The sequence below is a fragment of the Kitasatospora sp. NPDC058170 genome (assembly GCF_042883905.1).
Lineage (GTDB): Bacteria > Actinomycetota > Actinomycetes > Streptomycetales > Streptomycetaceae > Kitasatospora.
This window is the reverse complement of the sequence record NZ_JBHVUV010000038.1, coordinates 43,730-69,611: the sequence shown is the minus strand read 5'-3', so window position 1 is coordinate 69,611 and position 25,882 is coordinate 43,730. Positions and strand designations below refer to the sequence as shown.

At 74.5% G+C, this 25,882-nt stretch carries 26 protein-coding genes; 13 read left to right on the top strand and 13 right to left on the bottom strand.

Features of this window, described 5'->3' with window-relative positions; genetic code table 11:
- Window positions 1–127: 127 nt before the first annotated feature.
- The 3 genes from ACFVVX_RS32935 (at window position 128) to ACFVVX_RS32925 (ending at window position 2,719) form a co-directional block, all read left to right on the top strand.
- Window positions 128–904, top strand: coding sequence for a LamB/YcsF family protein (locus tag ACFVVX_RS32935; RefSeq protein WP_387951054.1), 777 nt, complete (start codon window positions 128–130; stop codon window positions 902–904).
- A gap of 143 nt (window positions 905–1,047) precedes the next feature.
- Window positions 1,048–1,752: an allophanate hydrolase subunit 1 gene (locus tag ACFVVX_RS32930; RefSeq protein ID WP_387951100.1), complete on the top strand. Its 705-nt coding sequence runs from the start codon at window positions 1,048–1,050 to the stop codon at window positions 1,750–1,752.
- A gap of 31 nt (window positions 1,753–1,783) precedes the next feature.
- On the top strand, window positions 1,784–2,719 hold the full coding sequence (locus ACFVVX_RS32925; protein WP_387951052.1) for a biotin-dependent carboxyltransferase family protein: 936 nt from the start codon (window positions 1,784–1,786) through the stop codon (window positions 2,717–2,719).
- Between the two features lie 59 nt (window positions 2,720–2,778).
- Here ACFVVX_RS32925 and ACFVVX_RS32920 read toward each other — a convergent pair whose 3' ends face one another.
- From ACFVVX_RS32920 to ACFVVX_RS32910, 3 genes are all read right to left on the bottom strand, one after another.
- Window positions 2,779–3,108, bottom strand: coding sequence for a hypothetical protein (locus tag ACFVVX_RS32920; protein WP_387951050.1), 330 nt, complete (start codon window positions 3,106–3,108; stop codon window positions 2,779–2,781).
- Window positions 3,109–3,267: 159 nt separating this feature from the next.
- On the bottom strand, window positions 3,268–4,221 hold the full coding sequence (locus tag ACFVVX_RS32915) for an aminoglycoside phosphotransferase family protein (RefSeq protein WP_387951049.1): 954 nt from the start codon (window positions 4,219–4,221) through the stop codon (window positions 3,268–3,270).
- A gap of 341 nt (window positions 4,222–4,562) precedes the next feature.
- The gene (locus ACFVVX_RS32910) at window positions 4,563–5,330 is read right to left on the bottom strand and encodes an alpha/beta fold hydrolase (RefSeq protein WP_387951047.1); all 768 of its coding nucleotides are present in this window, start codon (window positions 5,328–5,330) and stop codon (window positions 4,563–4,565) included.
- A 153-nt stretch (window positions 5,331–5,483) separates the two neighbouring features.
- Here ACFVVX_RS32910 and ACFVVX_RS32905 point away from each other — a divergent pair, with 153 nt between their 5' ends.
- Window positions 5,484–6,017, top strand: coding sequence for a PadR family transcriptional regulator (locus tag ACFVVX_RS32905; protein ID WP_387951045.1), 534 nt, complete (start codon window positions 5,484–5,486; stop codon window positions 6,015–6,017).
- A 109-nt stretch (window positions 6,018–6,126) separates the two neighbouring features.
- Here ACFVVX_RS32905 and ACFVVX_RS32900 read toward each other — a convergent pair whose 3' ends face one another.
- Window positions 6,127–6,711 (bottom strand): DUF4396 domain-containing protein, encoded by a 585-nt coding sequence (locus tag ACFVVX_RS32900; RefSeq protein ID WP_387951043.1) that lies wholly within the window; start codon window positions 6,709–6,711, stop codon window positions 6,127–6,129.
- A 205-nt stretch (window positions 6,712–6,916) separates the two neighbouring features.
- Between ACFVVX_RS32900 and ACFVVX_RS32895 the strand changes: the two genes are divergently transcribed.
- A complete protein-coding gene (locus tag ACFVVX_RS32895) occupies window positions 6,917–7,609 on the top strand; it encodes a class I SAM-dependent methyltransferase (protein WP_387951041.1) in 693 nt (230 codons plus the stop codon).
- A gap of 278 nt (window positions 7,610–7,887) precedes the next feature.
- Entirely contained in the window at window positions 7,888–8,730 is an 843-nt protein-coding gene (locus tag ACFVVX_RS32890) for an undecaprenyl-diphosphate phosphatase (RefSeq protein ID WP_387951098.1), read from the top strand.
- Between the two features lie 228 nt (window positions 8,731–8,958).
- Here ACFVVX_RS32890 and ACFVVX_RS32885 read toward each other — a convergent pair whose 3' ends face one another.
- Window positions 8,959–10,470: a HEAT repeat domain-containing protein gene (locus tag ACFVVX_RS32885; protein ID WP_387951040.1), complete on the bottom strand. Its 1,512-nt coding sequence runs from the start codon at window positions 10,468–10,470 to the stop codon at window positions 8,959–8,961.
- A 271-nt stretch (window positions 10,471–10,741) separates the two neighbouring features.
- On the opposite strand from ACFVVX_RS32885, the gene ACFVVX_RS32880 reads away from it, so the two are divergent.
- Window positions 10,742–11,227 (top strand): hypothetical protein, encoded by a 486-nt coding sequence (locus ACFVVX_RS32880; RefSeq protein WP_387951039.1) that lies wholly within the window; start codon window positions 10,742–10,744, stop codon window positions 11,225–11,227.
- A gap of 199 nt (window positions 11,228–11,426) precedes the next feature.
- On the opposite strand, the gene ACFVVX_RS32875 is transcribed toward ACFVVX_RS32880, so the two are convergent.
- Entirely contained in the window at window positions 11,427–12,908 is a 1,482-nt protein-coding gene (locus ACFVVX_RS32875) for a hypothetical protein (RefSeq protein ID WP_387951037.1), read from the bottom strand.
- Between the two features lie 470 nt (window positions 12,909–13,378).
- On the opposite strand from ACFVVX_RS32875, the gene ACFVVX_RS32870 reads away from it, so the two are divergent.
- Entirely contained in the window at window positions 13,379–14,590 is a 1,212-nt protein-coding gene (locus ACFVVX_RS32870; protein WP_387951035.1) for a phosphotransferase, read from the top strand.
- Window positions 14,591–14,721: 131 nt separating this feature from the next.
- On the opposite strand, the gene ACFVVX_RS32865 is transcribed toward ACFVVX_RS32870, so the two are convergent.
- The 3 genes from ACFVVX_RS32865 to ACFVVX_RS32855 all read right to left on the bottom strand — a co-directional run bounded on the left by ACFVVX_RS32865 (window position 14,722) and on the right by ACFVVX_RS32855 (window position 17,966).
- The gene (locus ACFVVX_RS32865; protein ID WP_387951033.1) at window positions 14,722–15,942 is read right to left on the bottom strand and encodes an acyl-CoA dehydrogenase family protein; all 1,221 of its coding nucleotides are present in this window, start codon (window positions 15,940–15,942) and stop codon (window positions 14,722–14,724) included.
- 343 nt (window positions 15,943–16,285) lie between these two features.
- Entirely contained in the window at window positions 16,286–16,780 is a 495-nt protein-coding gene (locus ACFVVX_RS32860) for a hypothetical protein (protein ID WP_387951031.1), read from the bottom strand.
- 946 nt (window positions 16,781–17,726) lie between these two features.
- Window positions 17,727–17,966 (bottom strand): DUF397 domain-containing protein, encoded by a 240-nt coding sequence (locus tag ACFVVX_RS32855; protein ID WP_387951096.1) that lies wholly within the window; start codon window positions 17,964–17,966, stop codon window positions 17,727–17,729.
- Between the two features lie 268 nt (window positions 17,967–18,234).
- Between ACFVVX_RS32855 and ACFVVX_RS32850 the strand changes: the two genes are divergently transcribed.
- Window positions 18,235–18,774, top strand: a complete 540-nt coding sequence (locus ACFVVX_RS32850) for a PTS-dependent dihydroxyacetone kinase phosphotransferase subunit DhaM (protein ID WP_387951029.1) — start codon at window positions 18,235–18,237, stop codon at window positions 18,772–18,774.
- Window positions 18,775–19,005: 231 nt separating this feature from the next.
- On the top strand, window positions 19,006–19,326 hold the full coding sequence (locus ACFVVX_RS32845; RefSeq protein WP_387951028.1) for an NAD-dependent epimerase/dehydratase family protein: 321 nt from the start codon (window positions 19,006–19,008) through the stop codon (window positions 19,324–19,326).
- Between the two features lie 370 nt (window positions 19,327–19,696).
- Here ACFVVX_RS32845 and ACFVVX_RS32840 read toward each other — a convergent pair whose 3' ends face one another.
- From ACFVVX_RS32840 to ACFVVX_RS32825, 4 genes are all read right to left on the bottom strand, one after another.
- A complete protein-coding gene (locus tag ACFVVX_RS32840; protein ID WP_387951026.1) occupies window positions 19,697–20,185 on the bottom strand; it encodes an NUDIX domain-containing protein in 489 nt (162 codons plus the stop codon).
- Window positions 20,186–20,194: 9 nt separating this feature from the next.
- On the bottom strand, window positions 20,195–20,479 hold the full coding sequence (locus ACFVVX_RS32835) for a hypothetical protein (RefSeq protein ID WP_387951024.1): 285 nt from the start codon (window positions 20,477–20,479) through the stop codon (window positions 20,195–20,197).
- 221 nt (window positions 20,480–20,700) lie between these two features.
- The gene (locus ACFVVX_RS32830; RefSeq protein ID WP_387951023.1) at window positions 20,701–22,026 is read right to left on the bottom strand and encodes a glycosyltransferase; all 1,326 of its coding nucleotides are present in this window, start codon (window positions 22,024–22,026) and stop codon (window positions 20,701–20,703) included.
- A 298-nt stretch (window positions 22,027–22,324) separates the two neighbouring features.
- Window positions 22,325–22,597 carry a hypothetical protein gene (locus ACFVVX_RS32825; RefSeq protein WP_387951021.1) on the bottom strand — a complete coding sequence of 91 codons (273 nt, stop codon included), beginning with the start codon at window positions 22,595–22,597 and terminating at the stop codon, window positions 22,325–22,327.
- Window positions 22,598–23,584: 987 nt separating this feature from the next.
- On the opposite strand from ACFVVX_RS32825, the gene ACFVVX_RS32820 reads away from it, so the two are divergent.
- The 3 genes from ACFVVX_RS32820 to ACFVVX_RS32810 all read left to right on the top strand — a co-directional run bounded on the left by ACFVVX_RS32820 (window position 23,585) and on the right by ACFVVX_RS32810 (window position 25,576).
- Window positions 23,585–24,451 (top strand): polysaccharide deacetylase family protein, encoded by an 867-nt coding sequence (locus tag ACFVVX_RS32820; RefSeq protein WP_387951019.1) that lies wholly within the window; start codon window positions 23,585–23,587, stop codon window positions 24,449–24,451.
- 247 nt (window positions 24,452–24,698) lie between these two features.
- Window positions 24,699–25,133, top strand: a complete 435-nt coding sequence (locus ACFVVX_RS32815; protein WP_387951018.1) for a MarR family winged helix-turn-helix transcriptional regulator — start codon at window positions 24,699–24,701, stop codon at window positions 25,131–25,133.
- Window positions 25,130–25,576 (top strand): hypothetical protein, encoded by a 447-nt coding sequence (locus tag ACFVVX_RS32810; RefSeq protein WP_387951016.1) that lies wholly within the window; start codon window positions 25,130–25,132, stop codon window positions 25,574–25,576. The genes ACFVVX_RS32815 and ACFVVX_RS32810 overlap by 4 nt, the downstream gene beginning before the upstream one ends.
- Window positions 25,577–25,882 lie beyond the last annotated feature (306 nt).

Sequence of the window (25,882 nt, the reverse complement as noted above, 5' to 3'; positions counted from 1 at the left end):
TGGGCCGAGCGAGGGAGCGCGCGCGACCCCCACCAGCGCCGGGGTGCCCCGGGCCCGGGTCACGGGCACCGGCCGTAACACGCAGGCCCTACCATCTGGCTCAACAGCTGCTGGGAGGCGGACGGGCGTGGCCGATGCGGTGATCGATCTCAATGCGGACCTCGGTGAGGGGTTCGGGCGGTGGACGCTGACCGACGACGAGGCCCTGCTCTCCGTGGTGACCAGCGCCAACGTCGCCTGCGGCTTCCACGCCGGGGACCCTTCGACGATGCGCCGGGTCTGCGCACTCGCCGCCGAGCGCGGGGTCCGGATCGGCGCCCAGGTCTCCTACCGCGACCTGGCCGGCTTCGGCCGGCGCGCGATGGACGTCCCCCCGGAGGAACTGGCCGACGAGATCGCCTACCAGATCGGCGCCCTCCAGGTCTTCGCCCGCGCGGCCGGCTCCCGCGTCTCCTACGTCAAGCCGCACGGCGCCCTCTACAACCGCGTGGTGGCCGACTCCGACCAGGCCGAGGCGGTGGTCGCGGGCGTGCTGCGGGCCGGGGCGGTCTGCGACGGCCCGCTGCCGGTGCTCGGCCTGCCCGGCTCCCGCCTGCTGGCCGTCGCCGACGGCGTCGGGCTGCCGGTGGTCGCCGAGGCCTTCGCCGACCGCGCCTACACCTGGGCCGGCACCCTGGTACCCCGCCGCGACCCGGACGCGGTGGTGCACGACCCGGAAGCGGTGATCACCCGCGCGGTCGGCATCGCCCGGGACGGCGTCGTGGAGGCCGTCGGCGGCGAGTCGATCGCCGTCGAGGCGCGCTCCCTGTGCGTGCACGGCGACACCCCCGGCGCCGCCCAGCTCGCCTGGCGGGTGCGCGGCGCCCTCGCCTCGGCGGGGGTGCGGGTGGAGGCCTTCACGTGACGGTACCGGAGAAGGCGGCGCAGGGCGGGTCGGTGGCGGACGGAACGGCACAGGGCTCGCCGGGCGGGGCCGGGGCCGTCGGCGGCCGTGGCGGGGCACCGGACGGCGCGCCGGGCGCCTCGGGGCAGCCGGACCCCCCGGAGATCCGGCACGTCGGCGACCGGGCCCTGCTGGTCGAGGTCGGCGGTACGGCCGAGGTGAGCGCCCTGTACGGCTGGCTGCGCGAGCAGCAGGCGGCGGGCGCGCTGCCCGAGGTCGAGGAGATCGTCCCCGCGGCGCGGACCGTGCTGCTGGACGGCGTCGCCGACCTCCCCGCGCTGGCCGCCCTGGTGCGCGGCCCCCGGCCCACCGCGTCGACCGGCGCCCCCGGCCCGCTGCTCGACGTCCCCACCGTCTACGACGGCGCCGACCTCGCCGAGGTGGCGGCCCGATGGGGCGTCTCCGCGGAGGCGGCGGTCCGGATCCACACCGAGGCCGAGTACGAGGTCGCGTTCTGCGGCTTCGCCCCCGGTTTCGGCTACCTCACCGGTCTGCCCGAGCGGTACTGGGTGCCGCGTCGCGACACTCCGCGCAGCTCCGTCCCGACCGGCTCGGTCGCCCTGGCCGGCCCGTACACCGGGGTGTACCCGCGTTCCTCGCCCGGCGGCTGGCAGCTGCTCGGGCGGACGTCGCTGGCGCTCTGGGACTCCGGTCGCGACCCGGCCGCGCTGCTGGCGCCGGGCGTGCGGGTACGGTTCACGGCCGAGCGCGACACCGCGGCACGTGTCACCGCCGCACGTGTCACGGCCGTGCACGGCGGCCGTGGCCGAGCCCAGGGCGCGGCCGGCGGCGGGGAGGGGACACGTTGACCAGGCACGGCGAGGGCGCCCGGTGAAGGGCGTGACGGAGCTGGAGGTCGTCCGGCCGGGCCCGTTGACGACCGTTCAGGACCTCGGGCGGCGGGGCGTCGCCCACCTCGGGGTACCCCGGGCGGGCGCGCTGGACGAGCCCGCCCTGCGCGCCGCCAACCGGCTGGTGGGCAACGACCCGGACGCGGCCGGGCTGGAGACCACCCTCGGCGGGGTCGCCCTTCGCGCACTCGGCCCGGTCCTCGTCGCCGTCACCGGCGCGGCGGCCCCGGTCCTGGTGGACGGGCGGGCCGCGGCCTGGGGTACGGCCGTCGCCGTCCCGGCCGGCGCGGTGGTCGAGGTCGGCGCCGCCACCCACGGGGTGCGCGGCTACCTGGCGGTGGCGGGCGGGATCGCCGTCCCACCGGTGCTCGGCAGCCGCTCGGCCGACCTGCTGTCCGGCCTCGGCCCCGCCCCGCTGGCCGCCGGCGACCGACTGCCGGTCGGACCGCCCCCCTCGTACCGGCCGCTGCCCGACCAGGTGCCGCTGCCCGCGCACCCGGCCGAGCTGGTGCTGCGCCTGTGCCTCGGCCCGCGCGCGGACTGGTTCGAACCGCAGTCGGTGGCCTGGCTGGCCCGCGAGCACTACCGGGTCGCCCCGGCCAGCAACCGGATCGCGCTCAGGACCGAGGGCCCGTCCGTCACCCGGGCCCGGGGCGGCGAACTCCCCAGCGAGGGCATGGTGCTGGGCGCGGTCCAGATCCCACCGGACGGTCGGCCGGTCGTGTTCCTCGCCGACCACCCCACCACCGGCGGCTACCCCGTCGTCGGCGTCGTCCCCCCGGCCGACCTGGCCGGCGCCGCCCAGGCCCGCCCGGGCACCCCGGTCCGCTTCGTCCTGCTCCCGGGGAGGCCCGGCCCTCCGGAACGGCCCGGCCCTCCGGAACGGCCGGGTCTTCCGGGACGGCCGGGTCTTCCGAGCCGGTAGGAGTCACGCCGAGCCGTAGGAGTCGCCCCGGGCCGCTGTGCGGCACCCGGGCCCCGCCGCTACTCGAAGCAGGTCGGACAGGGCCTGGTCGCCACCCGGGCGGTGTTGCCCGCGGTGGCGCGCAGCGGCTGCTCCTCCGTGATGTGGTGGCCGGAGACCGGCACGGTCACCCAGCCGAACTGAGGCGCCGTCAACGTGCTCTCCGTGAGGTGCGAGCAGCCCCGGCGGTGGGCGTAGCCCGTGTTCGAGACGATGACCGCCGCGCCCTCCGGCCAGCCCGCCCAGGCCGCGCCGAGGGTGTTCCGGCGGTGATCGGCGCGGGGAACGGAACCGTCGGCCGGACAGTCGCACCAGAGCATGTCGCAGCGCTCGCACCGCTCGGCAGCCATTCCCCGCTCCTTCGTCTCGACACCCGATGGGGCGGATCCTACGGCGGGCGGATGCCATCACGGGCAGATACCGGGGCTCGCAGATGGCGGGGCAGGCGGATCGCAGGGTGGGGGGTCACAGGGCGGGCGGATTCGTGTCGGGCCCCGGGAGTGGCCGGCTCACCGGGCCAACAGGGCCTCGGCGAGGACGCGTTGGGCCGGGTCGATGGCGGGTGTGCCGTCCTCGATGTCCCACAGGGCGTTCTGCAGGACCCGGGCCAGGGTCCACGCGGTGGCGCGGGAACGGTCGAGGACGAGGGTGTCGGTCATCAGGTCGAAGCGGTGGCGCAGCGCCCGCGGGACGTCGCCGGTGGCGGCGAGGTCGCTCCAGCGGTTGCGAAGGGCCGGGAGGAGTTCGAAGGCCGGATCCCCGGCGAGCGGCTTCGGGTCGATGGCGAGCCAGGGCGCGCGGGGGTCGGGGCCGGGCGGGGCGAGCACGTTGCCGTAGTGCAGGTCCCAGTGCAGGAGGCGGTCGCCGGGCTCGCCCCGCACCTCCCGGAGGGCGGCCGCGCAGTCGGCGAGCAGGCGGCGGTCGGCCGGGTCGGCGAGCTCGGCAAGCCCCTCCGGGGTATCGCCCAGCAGTTCGTCGGCGAGGTCGGACAGCCGGCGCAGACCGGGCGGCGCCGGGTGGGCCGTCAGGTCAGCCAGCAGCTCGGCGAGGATGCGCAGCGCGGCGGTGCCGTCCGGTACGGCGAGCAGTGAACGGTCCGGGTCCAGGCGTTCGAGCAGCATCGCACCGGACACCTGGTCCTGGTCGAGCAGCCGGACGGCGCTCCGGCCGTCCCAGGTGCGCAGGGCGGTGGGCTCGCCCGCCGTCTCCTCGTCCACCGGCTGGAGCTTGAGGACAGCGGGTGTGCCGTCCGCCCGCAGCACGGGGAGCACCAGCGCGACCATGCCGTGGGCGGGCGAACCGTCCGGACGCAGCGCCCAGCGGTCCATCAGCTCCTCGGTGAGCAGCGGGAGGCCGGCCGCCCAGGCCCGGCCGACCTCACCGAGGGAGTCGGCCAGCGACGCCGCCAGGGCTTCCGGGACCAGGGGCGGCTCGGGCGGCGGCGCGGAGGCGACGTTCGTCATGGGCGGCGGCTCCTACTGGCGGGTCGGGCTTCGACGGGTGCCCTCGGGCGGGGTGGCACGACGTGCGGGTACGACCCGGTCCGCTGATGCGGCACGTCGTGCCGGGGTGGCACGACGTGCCGTCAGCCGGGCCGCGACGATGTGGCACACCATGCCGGTACGGCGCAACGCGCCAGAGCGGCACGAACTGCCACCCGGGCGGCAGTCACCTGCACAACGTGCCGGCCGCGCCCGCCGTGCCGCCCTGGCATGACGTGCCGGACCGGCACGGCACTGCACCCGGACGCGCGGGGTGGCACATTGCGCCGGACCGGCACGACATGCCACCCCGGCACATTGCGTCAGCGGCTGCCCAGCGCCTCGGCGGAAGCCTTTGCAAAGGCGTCCGGGTTGTCGAACATCACGTTGTGACCGGCGTCCGGAATCGCCGTCACGACCACGCCCGCCTCCCGCAGGCGGTCCCCGCCCGGGAACTCACCGTCGACCTCGGGGTAGAGGAACGCACGCGGGAGGTCCAGGCCGATCAGCATCTCGCGCAGCGTCGGGACGGTGCCGCGGGTCCCGTGGACGGCGGTGCGGTAGAGCGCCTCGGGACCGGCCAGCCGCATGGTGGACCACCAGAACGGCCCGACCCATTGCCCCACCTCCTGCATGCCCCCGCCCAGGAACTCCTCCTCGGTGAAGGTGGCGATCCCGCTGCTGCCCGGGCTGCGGGTGGGGGTGATCGGGTCGAGGTTGGAGTCCACCAGGACGAGCCGGGAGACCAGGTGCGGGTGCCGGTGGGCCAGCACGATCGCGACCGCGCCGCCCATGCTGTGCGCGACGACCTCGACATCCGTCACACCGGCGGCGTCCAGGGCGGTCGCCACCGCATCGGCGTGGGCCTCCAGGGTGTACGAGAAGTCGGCGGGCCGGTCGCTGATGCCGAAGCCCAGCAGGTCGAGCAGGAGCGAGCGATGCCCGGCGAGCAGCGGGTGGACGGCGGCGGCGGCGAAGTAGACGGGCGAGCTGGCGCCGAGACCGTGCAGGTACAGCCGGACCGGCCCGGCACCGGGGATCTCCACCCAGCGGATCCGGTCGCCGTTCGGGGTGACGGGGGCTTCTCGCATGGCATTGCTCCTTGCTCGGACGCGGGAACGCGGTTCGGAAACACTCGACGACGAACGCCCGACGGCGAACCCCGGGACGCTCGGTGTGACCATACCTCGGCATCGAGGTATAGCGGTATCGATATATCTCAGCGCGTCTGAGAGAGTGGTCCCATGCTGAAACTCGCGATCCTCGGGTTCCTCCACGACCGGCCGCTGCACGGCTACGAGCTGCGGAGACACCTCGCCGCACTCACCGGCCACGTCCGACCGATCAGCGACGGCACGCTCTACCCGGCGATCAAGCGGCTGGAGGCCGCAGGCCTGCTGGTGCGCGAGACCGAGCCGGGGACGGCGGCGGCGCCGCGGCACACCCTCCACCTCACCGAGGCAGGCCGGGCAGCACTCCTCGACCGCCTGCGCGCGCCGGAGCCCCTGGACATCAGCGACGAGAACCGCTGGTTCACCGTGCTCAGCTTCCTGCGCCACCTGGCCGACCCCGCCGAGCAGGCCGTCGTCCTCCGGCGCCGGCTCGCGTTCCTCGGCGAGCCGGCCAGCTTCTTCTACGACGGCGACCGGCCGGTCGGCGCGGAGGAGTTCGCGGACCCGTTCCGACGCGGCATGCTGCTGATCGCCCGAGCGACCACCGACACCGAACTGGCCTGGCTGCGCGAGACCCTGGCAGACCTGGAGGACGCGCGGCAGTAGGCCGCGGCCACCCGGCAGCCCACCCCGCCCGCACACGACCGCGGCCCGTACCGACCTGGCGAACGGTCGGCACGGGCCGCGACTGCGAGGCGCACCCGGCGCAGGGCACTCAGTGCTGGTGGTGGGCGTGGACGACCGCATGGCCGCGACCGCGGGCGATCATCCACCGGTTGACCGGGACGGTCAGGAGGAAGGCGAGGGCCAGCGAACCCGCCAGGGCGAACCAGAACAGCACGTCACCGAGGCCGGCGTCCATCGCACCCGGGACGGTGACCATCACGGTGTTGTCGATCAGCTCCATGACCAGGATCGAGACGGTGTCCGCGGCCAGCGCCACCTTGACCGCCGCGCGGACGTCCAGGCCGGCCCGCAGGACGCCGCGCATGGTCAGCGCGTAGCCGAAGACGAAGGCCAGCAGGACCGAGAGCGCCACGGTCGCACCGTTGTGCAGGCCGAAGGCGGTACCGAGGACCATCCCGAGGATCTCGCCGATGGCGCAGCCGGTGAGGCAGTGCAGGGTGGCCTGCGCGGCGGTCCGCCAGCCCGACCCGGCCGCGACCCCCTGGTGGGCGCCGTGCCCGGCGTGCGCGTCGCGCCCGCCCTGGACCTCGTGCCCACCGTGTGCGGCCTGCCCTCCCGGGCGGTTCTCGTGCTCGTGGTGCTTGTGGTGCTCGTGGTGCGCAGGCTGTGCCATGTCGTCCTCCGCGTGCTCTCCGGCGCCGGTTCCCTCGGCGCTTCGATGCTCAACATATACCCCCTGGGGGTATCCAGGCCAGCTTCGACTCCCCCCGAATCCCGCCGCACCCTCCCTCCCGCCTTCCCCCTCACCCTCCCCCTCGCCCGGCCTCCCGCCGAAGGCCCCCTTCCCGAAGGCGCCCGCCCGTGTTCCGATGGACGGCATGAGCCTTGAGCGACGCAAGGGCTACGACGGAACGGGACCGGGGGCGATCACCCCGGACGGCTGCGCCGTCGAGCTCTGGGAACGACTACCGGTGGGCGACGAACCGGACGTGATCGCCCGGGCCGCACCCGCCGGCGCCCGCATCCTCGAACTCGGCTGCGGGGTGGGCCGGGTGACACATCCCTTGACGGAACGCGGGTTCCAGGTCACGGCGGTGGACGAGTCACCCGAGATGCTGGCCCGGGTCCGCGGCACCCGGACGGTCCGCAGCCCGATCGAGCAGCTGGACCTCGGCGAGCGCTTCGACGTCGTCCTGCTCGGGTCCTTCCTGGTGCACGCGGGCGACCTGGCCGTCCGCCGGGGCCTCCTGGACACCTGCCGCCGCCACGTCGCCGACGGCGGCTGCGTGCTGATCCAGCGCGAGGGCGCGGACTACCACGACAACGTGCCCCGCGAGCGCCGGATCGGCCGGGACGGCATGTCCCGCGTGGTGTCGGACACCCCGGTGGAACCGGGCGTGCACGCCGTCCTGATCGAGTTCGAGTTCCCGGACGCGCGCTGGACCCACACCTTCCGCTCCCGGCCGCTCGACACGGCCCAGTTCGAGCAGGCCCTTGCGGACGCCGGGCTGGCCGTGGACGCGTATCTGACGGAGGACCGCACCTGGGTCCGCGCGCTCGCGACGGGCTGACCGCCCGGGGCCGCGACGCGGGGGGCGACGGGCGCCGCAATGCGGGGGCCGTGGGGGCGGCGACGCCGGGGCGGTGGGGGCGGCGCGGAGAGTCGTCACCTTCACCGCGTACCATGGCGCGCGCGCCGGGCCTGCGCGCGGCCTGTGCGCCGGGCGGGACCGGCGGTTCGCATGCCATCGGCATGTGCCCCGGGCATGCCGTCGGCATGCTCCCGCACCGACCAGCAAGGACCACTGATGCGCACCGAGCGACGGATACCCCGGGCGGGTGTCCGGTGATCGAATGGTTCCACGGGGCCGTCCTCGGCCTGATCCAGGGTCTCACCGAGTTCCTGCCGATCTCCTCCAGCGCCCACCTGCGGGTCTTCTCGGCCCTGCTGGGCTGGGACGACCCTGGTGCGGCGTTCACCGCCGTGACCCAGCTCGGCACCGAGTCCGCGGTGCTGATCTACTTCCGCCGTGACATCGCCTCGATCGTGAAGACCTGGACGCTCTCGCTGTTCCGTCCGGCGCTGCGCTCGCACCAGGACGCCCGGATGGGCTGGTTCGTGATCATGGGCACCCTGCCGATCGGCATCCTGGGCAAGCTGTTCCAGGACTCCATCGAGACCAACCTCCGCGACCTGCGGATCATCGGCACCACGCTGATCGTCTTCGGCCTGATCCTCGCGGTGGCCGACCGCACCCGGGCGGTCCGGCACGCCAAGCCGATCACCGACCTGACCCTGCCGCACGCGGCCGGATACGGCCTCGCCCAGGCGCTGGCGCTCATCCCGGGCGTGTCACGCTCCGGCGGCACCATCAGCGCGGGCCTGCTGCTCGGCTACAGCCGCGAGGCGGCGGCCCGCTACTCGTTCCTGCTCGCCATCCCGGCGGTGCTGGCCTCGGGCCTGCTGGAACTCTTCAAGATCGGCGAGGGCCCGGCGCCCGCCTGGGGCCCGACCGTCCTGGCCACCCTGATCGCCTTCGTGGTCGGTTACGCCGCGATCGCCTGGTTCCTGAAGTACATCTCGAACAACAGCTTCATGCCGTTCGTGGTCTACCGCGTGCTGCTCGGCATCCTGATCATCGTCCTGGTGAGCGTCGGCACGCTCAGCCCCGACGCCGGCGTGGTCAAGTAGCGCGAGAACTGGAACGGCATTGCAGAACGCCGGGCCCGGTCCGCAGGACGACGACACCGAAACCGGACCGGCACACCGAAACCGGACCGGCACAGCGAAGCCGACCCAGCAGCAGCGGCAACGGCACTGACAGCGGCACTGACACTGGCACGATCCGGCGCGGCAGGAGAACGGCCCGGGCGCAGAAGCGCCCGGGCCGTTCGTCGTATCGAGCCGACGGCCTGCCGCCTAGCGTCCGCGCTCGCGGGCGGCGGTCAGGCGGCCGCGGACGGCGGCGTGGACCTCGGCCTCCTCGGCCGGGTCGGCGGCGAGGCGGCGCAGGCGCTCCAGCACGCGGGCGTCGCCGGTGGTGGCGACATGCCGGGCGGCGAGCTCCCGGGTGGCCTCCTCGCAGTCCCAGAGGCACTCGACGGCCGGGCCCTCGGGGAAGTGCACGTCGGTCGCGGCGAGCGCGCGGGCCGCACGGCCGCGCAGCTCGGACGAGGCGGCCTCGCCGTAGATGTGGCGCAGGACGGGGACGGCTCCGGCGGCGGCCAGCCGCCCCGCGCCGTCGACCAGCGACCCGAGCCCGGTGCCGGAGACCCCGCGCACCGAGACCCAGCGGCGCAGTCCGTCGACCACCAGGGGCGCGTCGCAGGCCTCGCCGGCATCGGCCAGCAACTGGACGGCGGCCTCCCCCAGGGCGCTGTCGGCGCCGCCGGTGGCCGGGTCGGCCCAGCGGCGGGCGTGGGCGAGGGCCTCGGGGCCGCGCATCCGGCCGAGCAGTTCCAGGGCGGTGCGCACGATCCGGTCGTCGACATCGGCGGCGGCGGCCTCGATCAGCGCGGCGGCAGCCGGGTCCTGCTGGTCGACCAGGTAGCGCAGGGCGGCCCGCCGCGCGCCGGGCAGACCGCCGCCGGCGGCCTCCAGCACGGCGGGACGGTCCTCGGGGCGGACCACGGCGGCCAGGCAGCGGGCGGCCGCGGCCGCCCGGCGGTCGCCGGCATCGGGGCCGGCGGGATCACCGTCGGACCCACGGGTCGACTCGGGGCGGTCGGGCTGCCGGGTGAAGGCGCCGGCGGTCAGTCCGCCGAGGTCGCCCTGGTCGGCCCAGACCAGCACGTCGGCGGTGGACCAGCCAGGGGTGGCGCCGCTGCGGTTCAGCTGGCGCTGCCAGACGTCGAAGGGGGACTGCTCGCTCGCGGCCGCGACCCTCGGGTGGTACGCGGCCCAGAGCCGCCAGGGCCTGGGCTCGTACGCGCCGCGGATGACCTCGCGCAGCTCGGCGTCGCCCTCGGGGCCGGGTGCGAACCGGTCCAGCACCGCGGTGCCGAGCAGCAGCAGGCCGCGGTCGTCGTCGCGCAGCGCCAGCTCGTCCAGGGCCCAGGCCCAGTTGGTACCGGTGGCGGCGTACTCGCGCAGCATCAGCAGCGCGTCGCGCCGGCCGTACGCGGCGAGGTGGCCCAGGACGGACAGCGCGAGGCCCGTCCGGCCCTCGTCGTCGTCGAGGAGGTCCTCCGGGTCGTGCAGGTGGTCCTCGATGCCGCCGAGCGGCGCCTCCAACTCCATGTAGAGGCGCGCGTAGTAGAGGGAGCGGTTCTCGACCTGCCAGTCGGCTCGCGGATCCCTGGTGACGCACTCCTGCAGCGCGGCAATGGCTTCGGTGCGGTCGGCGGCCAGCGCATGGAGCTGCCCGTCACCGCGGCCTCGCTGAAGGAGGCCTAGGAGGCTGGCACTAGGTGCTATCACTGGCTCGAACATGAGGTCAGCATCCGTTGCGGCGGTCGTAGTGGCAACGGGATTTCCGTCGCCGGGGTCTCTGGTCGGTACTGCGGTGGGCGCCCGGGCGCCGGAATCACCGAAGGTTACCGCCTGGGACGCCCCGCCGCACACAGGGCAATGGACCCCCGTACCGCACTGGCATATGCCGGAGGAATTTTGCCGGGATCTCGGCGAATCCCCCACCGGGGGGACGCGGCTGTGCGACAGTCGTTCCACCACCCCGCCCCGCCCCCGGCCCGATGGATATGCTATGAGCCCTCCCAGCCCCGCCGCCCGTCCGCCGGGCGCCGCCACGGTAGGCGGCCCGACGGACGAACCGGCAGGCGAACCGGCCGCCACGGCGACCGGCCCGGTGGACGACGCGACGGACGGCAGCGTGGGCAGCACGACGGACGGCACCGCACAGACGCCGCCCGGTCCCGGCGTCGGCTCGGCCGAGTGGGACCTGCTGACCGACGACATCCGGTGGTCGGCGGAGGCGTTCCGGCTGCTCGGGTGCGACCCCGGGCAGGCCCCGCTCAGCCTCGACCGACTGCCCGACCGGCTCGACGAGGCCGACCGGCCGCTGCTGCGCCGGATGATGACCGACGCCCTGGTGCACGGACGCTGCGCGGTCGGCACCGTCCTGGTCCGGCGGCCCGGCGGCGGACACGGCGCCGTCGAGTGCGCGGGCGAGCCGGTGGTCGGCCTGGACGGCACCGTCACCGCGCTGCGGATGATGCTTCGCCCGGCCTGACCGGACCCGCTCCGGCCGACGCCGGCCCGCACGACGCCGCTCCACCCGACGCCCGTCCACCCGAAGCCGGCCCGCCCGAAGCCCGAGCGTGCTCCCGTCCGGAATCGCCCTGCCCCGGTCGCGCCCTGCCCGGCCGCACCCGGGTCGACGCTCCGCCCACGCCCCGGGCCCGAAGCCCGGCCCGAAGCCCGGCCGGGGATCAGGCCAGCTTCGGCCGGTTCTTGGCGTCCGCCGTCCGCAGCTCCCGGCCCAGCTCGGCCCGGAGCTCGTCCACCACCGGCAGGCCCCGGTAGCGGGCGGTCAGCCGGTACATCTCCCGCAGCCGGTCCCAGGTCCGGTGCGAGGAGTTCTGGCCGATCAGGTTCATCACCATCTTGGCCTGGAACTCGGCCGCGTCCGGCTCGCCGGTGATCCAGTGGACCGAGGCCAGCGTGAGCCGGTCGAACAGCGCCGAGCGCAACTGCCCGGTGCCCTCGCGCAGCTTGATCACCCGCTCGGCGTGCCGACGGGCCTGCGGGGCGGCCGACTGGTCGTGCTCGGAGAGCGTGCGCAGCACCAGCGCCTGCATCCCGCGCAGCTCGGCCTCGTCGAACACCTGCATCCAGGACGGCGGCGGCTCGGGCATGTCCTCGGCGAACAGCTCCTCGGCCTCGCCGAGCAGCCTCCAGGTGTCCTGCGAGTGCCCGATCGAGGCGTGCGCCCAGGCCTCCACGGTGTTCAGCATCGCCCGCGTTCTGGGCAGCACCTGGCCGCCGCTCGCCCTGGCCGCCGACATCAGGTCGAGCGCGTCGTCGGCCCGGCCGAGGTGGACCATCTGCCGGGCGGCCCGGGAGATCGCCTCGCCGGCCCGCGGCCGGTCGCCGGCCTCCTTGGCCGACTCCGCGGCGATCATGAAGTACTTCTGCGCCGTCGGCTCCAGGCCCACGTCGTGCGACATCCACCCGGCCAGCACCGCCAGGTTGGCGGCGACCAGCCACAGCCGCTGCTCCACCACCTGGTTGTGGCGGTGCGTCAGCAGTCCGCCCACCTCGTTGAGCTGGCCGACGACCGCCTTGCGCTGCAGGCCGCCGCCGCGCGCCGCGTCCCAGGCCCGGAAGACCTGGACCGAGCGCTCCAGCGCCTCCACCTCCTCGAGCCCGACCGGGCCCGCGTCGTACACATCCACCACCGGCCGCGCACCGCCCTGGGTGACGACCTGCCGGGGGCCGGGGGCCGAGGCCGCGTACGCGACCGCGTCCCCGCCCAGCCAGCCCTTCAGGGAGTCGGCGATGACCGCCCCGGCCGTGAGCGCGGCGCCCGCGCCCACCAATCCACGTCGGTTGAGCATGAGGTCCATTCCCGTGAACTCGGTGAGGACCGCGGCCGTTCGATCCGGCTCCCATGGCACTGCTGCGGACTGCGCCGCTCCGGACCTGGTGGGCCGGTGTCGTTCCAGACCGAGGTCCTCAGTGGTGACGACACGGCCGAGCCGCTCCGTGAACACGGCTGCCAACACCCTCGGCACCGGATCGCGCGGGATCTCCCCCTGCTCGATCCAGCGCCGTACCCTCGAGGTGTCGGTGGACAACTGCTGCTGTCCCATCGCGGCACCCCGGCGGTTGACCAGCCGCGCGAGCTCGCCCTTCGACCATCCGGTCAGGACGAACAGGTCGGCGAGTCGGGTGTTGGGTCCCCTGCTCACGTGAAGCCCCCAGGTTCCTCGGCTGGTTCGAGGCTAGAGGCTCCGTCATGTGCCAGGCGAGCATTCGCCAGGCTTCGCCAGGGTCCGCCACATTACTAACCAGTGCCGTCCGGGTGTCATGTAGAGGTGCGCCACCTCGCCCCTCGGGTCGGAGGCGCCCAACGCCGGGTCCGGGGTCCTCCCCCGTCCGTGTCACAGGGCGTCCCCGGTCCTCACCCGAGGGGGTGGCGCGGCCGGGTGGCGCGGGGGCGCCGGGCACGGCCACGGCAGCACCGGTCGACCGCATTCCCCAGGGTGCGGGCGGCCGGCCCACTGCCGCAGGGGCTTCGGCCCCGCGTCCGTGCCCGGCGCCCGCGCTCCACCCATCGCACCGGGAAAGGGCCGCCGTCACGCCAGGAAGCACACGGCACCGGCCTCCCCGCACCGCGGGGCCCACCCGCCGACGGACAGGAAGGGACCTCCCTCACCCCATGTACTCCTCAGCGACCACCCCCACGCCGACCGCGACCCGCACCGCGCTGCGCCCCCCCACCGCAGCCACCGGCCGTCCCGGCCCGAAGCAGGTGCCGCCGAGCCGCCCCGCGGCCCCGCGCGGTGCCGACGGCCGGTCCACGGACGCGCGGGGCCAGGCCGGCCGTGCGGCGCTGGGACTGCGCACCCCCGAGGCCTCCCCGGCCACCGCCCCCCGGCCCCCCTTCGCGCGTCCCGGCGACGGCCGGGCACTGCGCCCGCCGCACCGCCCGGGCCAGCCCGGCGGTCCCGAGCGGATCGACCCGGCCGCCCTGCAGACGCCGACGGTGCGGGCCGCCCTCGCGGGCGTCGCGCGGATATGCCCCGCGTTCACCCCGCGCCAGGTGCTGCGCGAGGGGAGCCGCCACATCCTGGTGGCGGGCACCATCGGACGTGCCCCGGTGGTCGCCAAGTGCCTTTCCCCGCAGGCGGTGCGCGGTGAGCACTTCGAGCAGCTGGTGGCGGACTTCCACCACGAGGTCGCGGTCTACCGCGCCTTCGTCCGGCACCGCCCGCCGGTGCGGCTGCCCCGGCTGGTCGCGGCCGACCACGACCGCTGCGTGCTCGTCATGGAGCGCGTGCCCGGCCGGCCGGCCGCCCGCGAGCGCCACCCCGTCAACTCGCCCACCCCCGGCGAGGTCAGGGCGCTGCTCACCGCCGTCCGCACGCTCAACCTGTGGCGGCCGCCGACCGACGTCTTCCAGCCACGGCTGGACTACCAGTTGGAGGTGGCCCGGTACCACTCGGTGGGCCAGCTCACCGACCGGGACGCCGGCGACCTGCGCGGCCTGCTGCACGGCCTGACCCACACCCCGCTCCAGCTCTGCCACGGCGACGCGCTGCTCAGCAACATGCTGCTGGCGCCCTCCGGGCCGGTGCTGGTGGACTGGGAGCAGGCCGGCTGGTACCTGCCGGGCTACGACCTCGCGGTGCTCTGGAGCGTGCTCTCCGGGGACACCGCGGCCCGCCGCCAGATCAGCCAACTCGCCCAGAGCGGCGGCACGCTGGCCCGGGACGCGTTCCTGGTCAACCTGGTGCTGGTGCTGATGCGGGAGATCCGGCTGTACGACGTGCCGGGCGCCGGCGAGGAGCAGCGGATCATGATCCGCCGGCTGTACGACGACGCCGCGCTGGCCCGCCGGGCCGTCCGGGCCGCGGTCGGCACCCGCTGAGGTCGGGGCCTGACGTCAGGTTGGTTCAGAGCCTCAGGGCCTGAGGACAGGCCCTGAGGCTCTGAACCTGAGGACAGGACCCTGAAGTCGGGCGCTCAGGGCGGCCGCTCGGCGCCCTGCCCGGGTCGGGGCTACGGCCGCGGGCCGCCGCGCTCCAGGGCGGCCCGCCCGGCGGCGTCCAGGACGGCCTCGTCCGGGGCGAGGTGCACCCGGCTGCTGAGCACGTCGCGCAGGTAGCGCTCCAGCGGGTGACGCCGGCTCAGCCCCGGGTTGCCGGTCAGCGAAACCGCCTGCTGCACGGCCGCTATCGCGGCGCGGGTGGCCAGCAGGTGGGCGGGGCCGGTCCGGGCCACGGCGTCCGGCTCGGCCAGGTCGACCCGGGGGGCCAGGCCGTTGACCAGTTCCTCGGCGCCGATCAACTGGGCCTCGATCTCGCCCAGGGCGCCGCGGTAGCGGGGCAGGCTGCCGAGCGGCTCGGTCAGATTGGCCGGAGTGCGCTGGTTGAGGAAGCGGACCAGCCAGTCCTGGGCGGAGCGGGCGACCCCGAGGGCGACGGCGGAGAGCGCCAGATCGTGCCAGGCGCGGGTGAGTTCGGCGGTGGCGGCCCGGCCGGGGCCGGGTGCCGCGGAGGCCTTCGGCGCGGTCAGGCCGAGCGCGAGGTCGGCCGGTACCCGGACAGCGTCCAGCACCACGTCGTGGCTGGCGCTGGCCCGCAGGCCGAGCTGGTCCCAGGTCGGGTCGACCTCGATGCCCTCACTCTCGCCGCGCACCAGGAAGGTGCCGATCCGCGGTACCGGCTCGTCGGTCCGCGCGGTGACGGCCATCCAGGCCAGCGCCTCGGCGCCGGCACAGTACGTCTTGCGGCCGCTGAGCAGCCAGCCGTCGCCCTCCCACCGGGCCACCGTGGCCGGCGGTCCACCGGCGCCGTGGGCGCCGCCGCCCTGGCCGCCGGGCTCCGCGCGCAGGGTGTTGACCAGCGCCGGGCCGCGCCGGGACTCGGTGAGCAGCCGCCGGTAGCCGGCCGTCGGCCAGGTGGCGGTCCGGGCCTGCTCGGCGTGCTGGAGCAGGGTGAACGCCGTGACCACGGCCACCGAGGCGTCCCCGCGCCCGAGTTGGGCGAGGACCCGCACGACGTCGGCGAGCGTGCCGCCCGGTCCGCCATACCGCTGGGCGACCGTCAGGGTGAGCAGTCCGGCCTCGTGCACCGCCTCGATGCCCTGGTACGGGAAGGTCGCGTCCCGGTCGTGCTCCTCCGCGCGGGCGGCGAGCAGGTCGACGACCCGGGGCAGTCCGGCGAGGGCTGCGGCGAGCGGCGACTGGTCGCCGGTGCTGGTGGTCGCGGTGCTGATCATGGTGCTGGTGCCTCCGGGCGGCAGCGTGGGCTCGGCAACTGCGGGCGGCACGCCGGACGGGCGCGCAATACCGGTTGGCGGCCCCGGGGGTCAGCGCAATACCCGCCCCCGGATCGGCGCCGGCCGCTCGGCCGACCACCCGCCGCCTCGGGGACGAATCCCCCTCAGTGGCCCGGACACGCCGCGCTGGCGGTGCGCCGCAGGTCCAGATAGCTGCGGCGGGTCAGCAGCGGGAGACGGCACGACATGTTCGCGACTGTACGAAGCGGTGATCGAAACCGTCAAGCAGCGCCCGGGGAGCGGGCCCCGGCCCGACCGGGCCGACGCACCCGTCCCGCCGGGTTCAGCCCTGCTGGAACATGTCCGCCGGGAGCGGCTTGAGCAACTGGTAGAGGTCGTCCGAAATCGGCCGGTCCCAGGAGGCGATGGTGACCTGGACGCCGTCGCTGCGCCCGAACTGGGAGCAGAACACCCGACCCTCGCTGACCTTGACCTTCTTCACGATCAGCAGGTCGTCGCCGAGCATCACGGGGAAGTCCTCGACCGAGACGAACTCGACCGGTTCTTCGTTCTCCAGCGCCGCGAGCAGCTGCCGGACCTCGAAGGGCACCTCGTCCCCGGTCTCCCTGGCGGGCGAGCCCTCGGGGAGGTTGCCGATGAACATCGCCGGGCCTCTGCCCCCGAACAGGTCGTAGCGCAGGAAAATACCCTGGCAGGAGCCGTCCGGGCCGGTCATCATGGCCGCACCGAAGTCGCCGGGCCAGTCGCCCGGGTCCATCGCGAGCACGTCGAAGTCCGGGCCGGCGGGCTGTCCGGAGCGACGGCGGAGAAAAGACATGGGAACATCGTACGTGCCCGGCACACCGCCTTCGCGGGGTGGGTGGGGCGCCGGACGGAGATCCACGCTCAGAGACCAATGTTGACTCTGAGCAACCGTCCGGGCTACGTTCGGTTCAGCACGACAGCCGTTCTGGGTTTCACCCTCCGGGGGGACGGCATGTCGCAACGCGGCCCTACACGCGTATCCCTCACTGTGCACATTGTCGTGCCGATCCGCCGAGCACCCAGCTTCGTCGTCGCACACAGCACAGCACACAAGCCAACATTTCCATGTCACACAAGCAAGGTCCGCGGGGCCCCGGCCCGTCGCTCCCGCGGATCTGCTCGGGACGCCGCCGCGTGGGGGCGTGCGGGTCCCGAGCACCCGGTTCCGCCGTCGAGTCGCTCTCGGCGTCGGTGCCAGCCTCCCGGCGACTGCCGGCCCCTTGTGGGCCGGGACCGGCCGACGCACCCCGGTGCGCAGGGGATGACTGGGAGGCAGGCCTGGCTAGCGCTGCCGGGCCACACAGCAGGCGCCGTGTCTGGCCGCGTGGGGGCGGTGGGCACGGCGTCTGCCTGTGCTCATACTCTGAGCTGCGTTTGTCTAACAGTCAACAGAAATTATGACGGGGCACGCTCAAGCGATGATCTGTGACCTGGCGGGTAGGGAAACGTGACCTGCGGGGTGGTGTCCGGGGGTTTGACGGGGGTTCGGCGGCCCGTCAGGTCTGCACCAATGGGCAGGACTGAAGCCGCTGCGCTGCCCCAAGGCGCTGACCGGAGCACCCTTTCGCGAGTCCGCCCGGCATCGTCAAACCCGCCCGGAGGGGATCCCTACGGATCGGGAACGCCGGCACGGGTCGGGCAGACTGTGCGAAGCAGACTGTGCGAATCGGGCAAATGGCTCGGGCGGGGCGGGTCGTACGGAAGCGGGCCCCGGCGAAGGGGCCCGCTCGAATCCCGACTCAGGTGAGGTCGAACTCGCCGTCCCGCGCGCCGAGCACGAAGGCCCGCCACTCGCCGGGCGTGAACACCAGGACCGGACCGTCCTCCTGGCGGCCGTCCCGCATCCCGATGTAGCCGTCCACGAAGGCGATCTGGACATCCCCGATACCCTGGCTGCTGCACAGCCAGGTCGCTCCGGTGAAGTCCACCCTCGGCTTCCCGCTCGGCGCGAGTTCCTGCGCCGCGCCGGCCGTCTCCACGTCAGTCCCGATGTTGGCTGCCACTATCCGGTCTCCTCCCGACGGCTTGTCGGAGGCCAGCCTAGCCACCCCCGTCGCCGAGTTCAGCGGGTTGCCGAGGACTCCTCCGACCGGGGACCGGTCCCCGCCACCCGCCCCCGCAGGCCGTCCGGCTGTGCCAGGTCCTGTCCGGCCCCAAAGCGCCGGGCCGGTCGTGTCCCGCGCCGTGGGGCGGCGGACAGCTGCCAGAGTGTGGAAGGCCCCCACCCATCGCCCCCAGGAGCAGCCGATGAGCCGCCGGGACGGCACTCGCGCCGATGTCATCCCCATCTCCGAGGCCCCCTCGGCCCACCCTCCGGCGCCCCGCACCCCGCCCGCCCGCACCCCGCTGCCCCGGCCCGCGCCGGGACGGCCGCCCGCGCACGGACGGGTCGGGATCGTCCTGGTCTCGCACAGCAGGGAACTCGCCGCCGCCGTCCGGGCCCTGGCCCTCGCGCTGGCCGGCTCCGACTCCCCCGCCCCCGTCGTCGGAACCGGCGGCGACCTGGTGTCCGGGCCCGGCATCAGCGCGGTACTGGTCGCCGCCGCCACCCGCCGGGTCGACCAGGGCCACGGGGTGGTGGTGCTGGCGGACCTGGGCGGCGCCGTGGGCACCGTGCGCGCCCTGCTCGCCGCCGCGGACGAGCACGGCCTGCCGTTCCCGGTCCGGTTCGCCGACGCCCCGTTCGTGGAGGGCGCGGTGGCCGCGGTCGCAACCGCGACGGCCGGCGGCGACCTCGCGGCGGTGCTGGACGCCGCCGAGGAGGCCTACCGGCAGCGCAAGGACTGACCGGGCACCGGGCCCGGCCCCGACACCCTGTTCCCGAGGCCCGGTGCCACCCCGCACCCGCCTCCCGGCCCGGCGCTGCCGGCCTGGACCTGCCGGCCTGGCACTGCCGACCTGGACCTGTGCGGCCGAGCGTCCCGGTATCACCGTTCCACCCCACGGGGGGTGACCGTCCGGCTACCATCAGCGCAGGGCCGGTCGAGCGGGCCGGGTGGTCGGAGGGGAGCCTCAGCCATGCGCGTGGTCGTCACCGGCAGAGCCGGATTCATCGGAGCCAACCTGGTCCGGACCCTGCCGGCCCGTCCCGAGGTGGCCCAGGTCCGGGTCGTGGACAACCTGTCGACCGGCAGCAAGGCCGATCCGGCCGGTACCGACGCCGTGCTGTACGAGGGCGGCAGCCTCGAACCCGCCCTGCTGGACGAGGCGTTCAGGGGTGCCGACGCGGTGGTCCACCCGGCCGCACTGCCCTCCGTCCCGCGATCGGTGGCCGATCCGCCGGTCAGTAACCACGCCAACGCCACCGGCCCACTGGAGGTGCTGGAGGCCGCCCGCTGACCGTGCACGGGGAGCCGGGACTTCACCTACGTCGGTGCCGTCACACAGATCCTCGCCGAGGCGGTGCTGCGCCGGGTGGTGCACGCCGACCCGGCGAACCTGGCCTTCGGGACCCGCACCACACTCCTGGAGCCGGCCGGCGAGCTGGAGTCGGTGCTCGGCCACCCGGTCGAGGTGGCCCACACCGACGCCGGCGCCCGGCCCAGCGACGTCCGGGACTCCCAAGCCGACAACTCCCGCCTGCGCGCGCTGTTTCCGGACGTCAGGCCGGTGCCGCTGCGCGAGGGGTTGGAGCGGACCGCGGAGTGGTTCGGCACGCTCCGACCGCCCGCGGGGCGCGTTCAGCGGCCTCCCTCCCGGCGGGCGCCGGTCACGGCCGTTCCTTGCCCTCCCACTCGAAGGCGGCCGGGCCACGGCACTCCAGGGCCTGCCGCAGGCGCTGGTGCTCGGACTCGGTCATCGGCGGCAGCGCGTCCAGGGCGTACCAGCCGACCGCGAGCGACTCGTCGTCGTTGACCTTGGCCTCGCCACCCACCGCACGGCAGCGGAAGGTGAGGTTCAGGTACTGCGTCACGTCGCCGTTGCGGTAGACCACCTCGGGCGAGACGTCGACGGAGGCGAGCAGTTCCGGAACGGCGATGACGCCGGTCTCCTCCAGGCACTCGCGGACCGCGCCGTCGGCGGGCTGCTCCGCGGGGTCGAGGATGCCCCCGGGCAGCGCCCAGCGGCCGTCGTCGGTGCGTTGGGCGAGCAGGACCCGGCCCTCGTCGTCGAAGACGGCGGCGACGACGGAGCTCAGCCAGAGCGGTCGGGTGCCGACGAGGGACCGGAGTTCAGCGAGGAACGGGGGGATTGCCATGCCCCGAGCCTATCCAGGTGGCCCCTTGCGCAGCGGCCCGGCCGGCGATCCGACGACCACCTCGCCCGGCGGCACGTCCCTGATCACCACGGCGGCGCCGACGAAGGCGTTCGCGCCGATCCTGCGGCCCTGGAGCACGACGGCGTTGCTGTCGGCGGTGGCACCGTCGCCGAGCAGGACCGCGCCGAGCCGCACGCCGCCGGACACGTAGGCGCCGCCCATCACCAGGCAGCCGGGGCCGAGCACCGTCTCGGGCCCGACGATCGCCCGGGGGTGGACCAGGGTGGCCGGCACCGCCCCGAGGCCGTCCAGCCGACTCGGTGGGTTCCGGGAAGCCGGGGTTGCGCCCCGCCGGCGGCGGTGGCACCGCCGGGGCGCAGCAGCACCTTGACGGTGAGAGCGACCAGCAACCCCAGCGGAATCGCGACGATCCCGGTCAGGGCGGTGACCGCGAGGTCCCCCCTCGCTTCATGACGGCCCTTCCCCCTGAAGACGGTGGGTGGGTGCGGGCCGGCTCAGTCCACCGTCCAGGGCAGTCCCTTGGCGCGGGCGACGGCCGCGTAGGTCTCCAGCGAGACCCGTGCCACGGCGCGCTGGTCGAAGTGCGCCCTGGCACGGTGCCGGGCTGCGGCGCCGAGCCGTTCGCGCAGGCCGGGCTCGGTGAGGAGCCGGTCCAGCGCGCTGGTGAGGGCCCGGGCGTCACCGGGCGGGGTCAGGAGGAGGTGCTCGTCGTGGGTGCCGATCTCCCGGCAGCCCCGGATGTCGCTGAGCACCATCGGGAGGCCGCCGGCCGCGGCCTCCATGCCGGAGCGGGAGAACCGCTCCCGGTAGGAGGGGAGGACGAAGACGTCGAGGGCCGCGTACACGGCGGGCATGTCGGACCGGGCGCCGAGGAACTCGATGCCGGATTCGACGCCGGACTCGGCGCCGTGCGCGCCAGGTTTGTCGGGCTTGTCGGGGTCGTCCGGGCCGATCCAGACGAACCGGGCCTTGCCGGCCAGGGAACGGGCCGCCTCGGCGTACCCGCCGATGCCCTTCTCGGCGACCCGCCGTCCGACGCCGCCGACCAGCAGCTCCTCCGGGCCGACGCCGAGCTCGGCGCGCAGCCGGGCGCGGGTGCGGGCGCGGTCGCCGGGGTCGGTGGCGAAGCGGGTGAGGTCGACGCCGTTGCCGACGACCCGTGAGCGGCGGGCCGGAACGGCGCGGGCGAGGGTCCGCCGGTCTTCGGCGTTCTGGTACAGCTCGGCGTGCGAGAAACGGGCCGCGAAGGCCTCGGCGCCGAGGACGAACGCCCTCTTGGCGAACCCGTCGTGAGCCTGCGTCCGGAGGCCGTGGCAGGTGTTGACGACGACCGGCACGTGGGCGAGGCGGCCGAGCACGCGGCCGAGCACCCCGGTCTTGGGGTCGTGGGTGTGCAGGACGTCGGGGCGCAGCCGGTCGAGTACGGCCAGCAGTTCGCGGGCGGCTGCGGCGTCGGCCCGCGGCTGCCAGGCGCGGGTGAGGTGGTGCAGCGGTTCGTGGCGGACGCCGATGGCGGTGAGCTGGTCGACGTAGGGGCCGGGTGCGCTGATGCCGTAGGTGTCGAAGCCGGCCTCCAGGTCGACCTTGAGCTCGGTCGCGAGGAGGAAGTGCAGGCTCGTGTCGACCGTGGTGAGGTGGGCGACGCGCAGCGGGCGGCCGTCGGGTCCGCGCAGCCGCAGCGGCGGTGTGCGGGGTTCTGCCGGCGGCCGGCGTTTGACCTGGGCGCGGATTCCGCCGCCTGCCTCGGCGGTTCGGGTGACGCCGGTGTTGCCGGTGCCACCGCTGGTGTCGGCTGACGCGGGCACGGCGGTGCCGGTCATCGATCCCCCTCTGCGTCTGCCTCTGCGGCGCCCTCCCCGGTGCCGTCAAGTGGCCATTTGTCCGCAATAGTTGGCGCGGCGAACGGAATTCACAGTAAGGGGAACTGTGGGGTTGATGGCCCGGAATTGTGAAAGAAGCGAGAAGGATTAAACAGCTGGACCGAAAACCGGCAGATCTGACCGGTTGAGCTCGACCGACTGTTCAGGTGGCGCGTCGCTCTTCACCACCGCGGCGGGCTCTCCCCCGCGCACGGCTTGCACCCAAGCCGCAGGGCTGCCGGTCCCGCACCGCCGAAGGTCAGAGCGTGGCGCCGCGCCGGTAGCGCAGCAGCGCGAACGCGATCCGACCGAGCAGCAGCACGCCCGCCGCGAGGCAGCCGGCGACCGCCATCGCCCAGGCCGGGCCGTCACTGTCCGGCACCTCCACGGCGACCACGATGCCCACCGCGAGACAGGCCAGGCCTACTGCTGCCAGCGGGAGCTGGTGGGTGACCAGCGCGCCGCCACTCCACACGCGCGCCATCCGGGTCGCACCGTGCGGGTGGAGATGATCACGTTCCGCGTCTGCCATGAGACCCAAGGTACCCCCGGAGAGCTCCGGAGGCAGCCCGCCCGGAACGGGAAACAGGTGGTCACGCTGAGCAACCGGGGCGGTGGGATACCGGGACGTTCGTTCGCACACCGGGCGCACACGCGGAGCATCCCGGGGCGCCCGAATACCGCCCAATCCCGGGCCGATTAAGGTCGGTTCCAGGTTCGCGAAAAATCCTCGACGGTCCGGTACAACCATCTACGCGGCGTGTGGGTCTCCACTACATTGAGCGATCCAGGAGCCGTCCGTGGCGCGGGTTGGGAGTCCCCGCCGCAGACCGGAGAGCCCAGGGGGCGGAGCCGCCGCCCCCTGGTGTCGGAGGCCGGGCTCCGTCCTCCGACGGTACCGCCACGCCGCATCGGCGACCGAGGGGGAACCGTGCCGCAGTCCCAGTCCACGACGTCGACCTTCACGGCCGCCCTGGCCGGCACCACCCCGGCCAGGGCCGGCAAGGCCAGCGCCAGGGGTTCGGCCGCCAGCGCCATGCCCGCCATCCCCGGCGGCACCGTGGGCACTGCCGCCGGAGGCGGCCTGTCCGCGGTGCGCCAGCCGACGTATCCGTCCTATCCGTCCCAGCCGCATTCGCCCCAGCCCCATTTGCCCCAGCCCCATTTGCCCCAGCCCCATTTGCCCCAGCCCCATTCGCCCCAGCCCCATTCGCCCCAGCCGCAGCCGACCCAGTCCCAGCCGACTCGGCCAGGCCAGTCGACCCGGGCGGCGCCGCAACAGGCCCCGACGGCTCCGACCGGGCCGACGGCCCTGGTCGCCCCGCCGAACCCGACGGCCCCATCCACCCAATCCGGCCCGTCCGCCCTGGCGCCCCGGCCGGGCGCGGTCGACCAGCCCACCGCCTTCGACCAGCCGACCCCCTTTGACCAGCGCGCCGCCGGGCGGCACGCCGCGCAACCCCCCTCCTGTCGCTCCGACGGGCGGGGCAACTGGCTGCGCTTCGCCCCCGTCCAGCCGTTGTTCCGGGCCCGCGCGGCGCAGCGGCTGGCCGTGCTCGCCTACCACGGTGTGACCGACCCGAGCTCCTTCGGCGCCCAGTTGGACCGGCTTCGAAGACTCGCCACCCCCGTCTCGCTGGCTGCCGTCGAGCAGGCCGTCGCGGAACGACGCCCGCTGCCGGCGCGCAGCGTGCTGATCACCTTCGACGATGCCGACCGCAGCGTCCTCACCCACGCCCTGCCCGCACTCAACGACCGGGGCATCCCGGCCGCCGCGTTCGTGATCTCCGAACTGATCGGGACGGAGAAACCGTTCTGGTGGCACGAGGCGGACTTCCTCGCCCGGCACGGCGGGCGGGCCCGCTCGCTGGACTGCGGGCACCCGTCGCAGCTGCTGCCCCGGCTGAAGGCCATGCCCGACCCCGACCGGCGCCGCAGTCTGCAGGAGCTGCGGGTCAGCGCCGACCGTCGCCCGCCCCGGCAGGACCAGCTCACCCCCGCCGACCTGCTCGCCCTGCGCGAGGGCGGGGTCGCCATCGGCAACCACACCCAGGGGCACCCGTGCCTCGGCCGGTGCGACGATGCCACCGTCCGCGCGGAGATCACCGGCGCGCACGAGGCCCTCACCCGCTGGCTGGGCGAGCCGCCGATGGCGTTCGCGTACCCCGACGGCGGCCACGACCCGCGTGCGGAAACCGTCCTGCAGGAGCTGGGCTACCGGCTGGGCTTCCTCTCCGACCACCGCCTCGGCCCCCGGCTGCCCGACCACCCGCTCCAGATCAGCCGCCTCCAGGTCGACTCGACGACCAGCTCCCGCCGCTTCGACACCATCCTGTCCGGCCTGGAACCCGCCTACCGCCGCTGGCGCGGCCAGGCCGTCGCCTGAGCCGTGCGCGGGGGCGGCTCCGTGCTGCTTCACCCGCGGGAGTAGGAAGTCGGCGCGTCCGACTTCCTACTCCCGCTTCCTACTCCTGGCGGGGGTACCGCCTCGCCCTTGCTCTCCAGTCGAAAATATATAGACCGGTCTACTGGTTGCGCGGGCGGGGCCGGGAGCTCCGGGGCGTCGAGGGCGGTCGGGATCCGTCGGTGTTCGGTTTTGCGAGAGACCCTACGAAATCGTATAGTCCGAAACCATGACATCCGAATCCGTGCCATCCGAGTGGTCGGCCCTGCTAGCACTGCAGCGGGCCACCCACGCCACCCTGCAAGTACTCGCCGCGGAACTCGTCGACCTGGACCTGACCCCCTCCGAGATCAACGCGCTCGCCAACCTCGCCGACGGCCGGGGCCGGACCGTCTCCGAACTCGGCGCAGCCGTCGGCACCCGCCCCACCACGCTGACCAGCGTCCTGGACCGCCTGGAACGACGCGGCCACATCACCCGCGGAACCCGCCCCGGAGACCGTCGCGCCGTACTCATCGAACTCACCGCCTCCGGCCGCGTGGCAGCCACCACGATCCACCAGACCGTCACCGACCTGGAGCGCCGCGCACTCGACGGCCTGCCGGCCGAGGCGCTCGCCCACCTCCGCGCCGCCCTGCAGGCCCTGACCGAGGTGTCCTCATGACCTCCCACCCCACCGACTTCGATGCCCTGATCACCGAAGTGACCGCGGCCGCGGGAAGGTTCGGCCACCGGGAACACGTCCGGCTGACGTGGCTGGCGGTGCGGCGGTTCGGCGTTCCGGCGGCGATCGACCTGGTCAGCGAGGGCATCCAGCGCACCGCCCGCAATGCGGGGAAGCCCGAGAAGTACCACGCGACCCTCAGCCGGGCCTGGGTCGAACTGATCGGCCACCACGCCGCCGAGGACGGGGGCGAGGAGTTCACCGAGTTCGCCGACCGCAACCCCGCCCTGCTCGACAAGGACCTGCCGACCCGCTTCTACCGTGCGGAGACCCTGGCCGGCGAGACGGCGAAGGCCGCCTGGGTCGAGCCTGACCTCGCCCCCTTCCCCTGGCAGGACGGCGGTCGGCGGCAAGCCCCTGGCGAAGTGGCCGAGCGACCGTAGCCGGGCACCCGGCCGCACCGGCCAACGGGGTGCCCGTGCGGCTGTGAGCCTGGACGTTGAACTCAGGCCGAGTATGTAGACCGGTCTACATACTCGGCTTTGCCCGGGGATTCGCCCCAGCAAGAATCAGTAGACCGGTCTACATAGTTGACCCTCAAGCATGCGGCCGCGCAGGAAGTCGGCCGATCCGACTTCCTGCACCACCGCGACCCCGCGACCCCGCGACCCCGCGACCCCGCGACCCCGCGACCCCGCGACCCCGCGACCCCGCGACCCCGCGACCCCGCGACCCCGCGACCCCGCGAC

What these genes read in the sequence shown, in the direction of transcription:
- ACFVVX_RS32920 (WP_387951050.1), bottom strand. Translation starts at nt 3,108, where the DNA reads ATGGCTGCCGAGCGGTGCGAGCGCTGCGACATGCTCTGGTGCGACTGT.
- ACFVVX_RS32915 (WP_387951049.1), bottom strand. Translation starts at nt 4,221, where the DNA reads ATGACGAACGTCGCCTCCGCGCCGCCGCCCGAGCCGCCCCTGGTCCCG.
- ACFVVX_RS32910 (WP_387951047.1), bottom strand. Translation starts at nt 5,330, where the DNA reads ATGCGAGAAGCCCCCGTCACCCCGAACGGCGACCGGATCCGCTGGGTG.
- ACFVVX_RS32905 (WP_387951045.1), top strand. Translation starts at nt 5,484, where the DNA reads ATGCTGAAACTCGCGATCCTCGGGTTCCTCCACGACCGGCCGCTGCAC.
- ACFVVX_RS32900 (WP_387951043.1), bottom strand. Translation starts at nt 6,711, where the DNA reads ATGGCACAGCCTGCGCACCACGAGCACCACAAGCACCACGAGCACGAG.
- ACFVVX_RS32895 (WP_387951041.1), top strand. Translation starts at nt 6,917, where the DNA reads ATGAGCCTTGAGCGACGCAAGGGCTACGACGGAACGGGACCGGGGGCG.
- ACFVVX_RS32885 (WP_387951040.1), bottom strand. Translation starts at nt 10,470, where the DNA reads ATGTTCGAGCCAGTGATAGCACCTAGTGCCAGCCTCCTAGGCCTCCTT.
- ACFVVX_RS32880 (WP_387951039.1), top strand. Translation starts at nt 10,742, where the DNA reads ATGAGCCCTCCCAGCCCCGCCGCCCGTCCGCCGGGCGCCGCCACGGTA.
- ACFVVX_RS32870 (WP_387951035.1), top strand. Translation starts at nt 13,379, where the DNA reads ATGTACTCCTCAGCGACCACCCCCACGCCGACCGCGACCCGCACCGCG.
- ACFVVX_RS32865 (WP_387951033.1), bottom strand. Translation starts at nt 15,942, where the DNA reads ATGATCAGCACCGCGACCACCAGCACCGGCGACCAGTCGCCGCTCGCC.
- ACFVVX_RS32860 (WP_387951031.1), bottom strand. Translation starts at nt 16,780, where the DNA reads ATGTCTTTTCTCCGCCGTCGCTCCGGACAGCCCGCCGGCCCGGACTTC.
- ACFVVX_RS32850 (WP_387951029.1), top strand. Translation starts at nt 18,235, where the DNA reads ATGAGCCGCCGGGACGGCACTCGCGCCGATGTCATCCCCATCTCCGAG.
- ACFVVX_RS32845 (WP_387951028.1), top strand. Translation starts at nt 19,006, where the DNA reads ATGCGCGTGGTCGTCACCGGCAGAGCCGGATTCATCGGAGCCAACCTG.
- ACFVVX_RS32840 (WP_387951026.1), bottom strand. Translation starts at nt 20,185, where the DNA reads ATGGCAATCCCCCCGTTCCTCGCTGAACTCCGGTCCCTCGTCGGCACC.
- ACFVVX_RS32830 (WP_387951023.1), bottom strand. Translation starts at nt 22,026, where the DNA reads ATGACCGGCACCGCCGTGCCCGCGTCAGCCGACACCAGCGGTGGCACC.
- ACFVVX_RS32825 (WP_387951021.1), bottom strand. Translation starts at nt 22,597, where the DNA reads ATGGCAGACGCGGAACGTGATCATCTCCACCCGCACGGTGCGACCCGG.
- ACFVVX_RS32815 (WP_387951018.1), top strand. Translation starts at nt 24,699, where the DNA reads ATGACATCCGAATCCGTGCCATCCGAGTGGTCGGCCCTGCTAGCACTG.
- ACFVVX_RS32810 (WP_387951016.1), top strand. Translation starts at nt 25,130, where the DNA reads ATGACCTCCCACCCCACCGACTTCGATGCCCTGATCACCGAAGTGACC.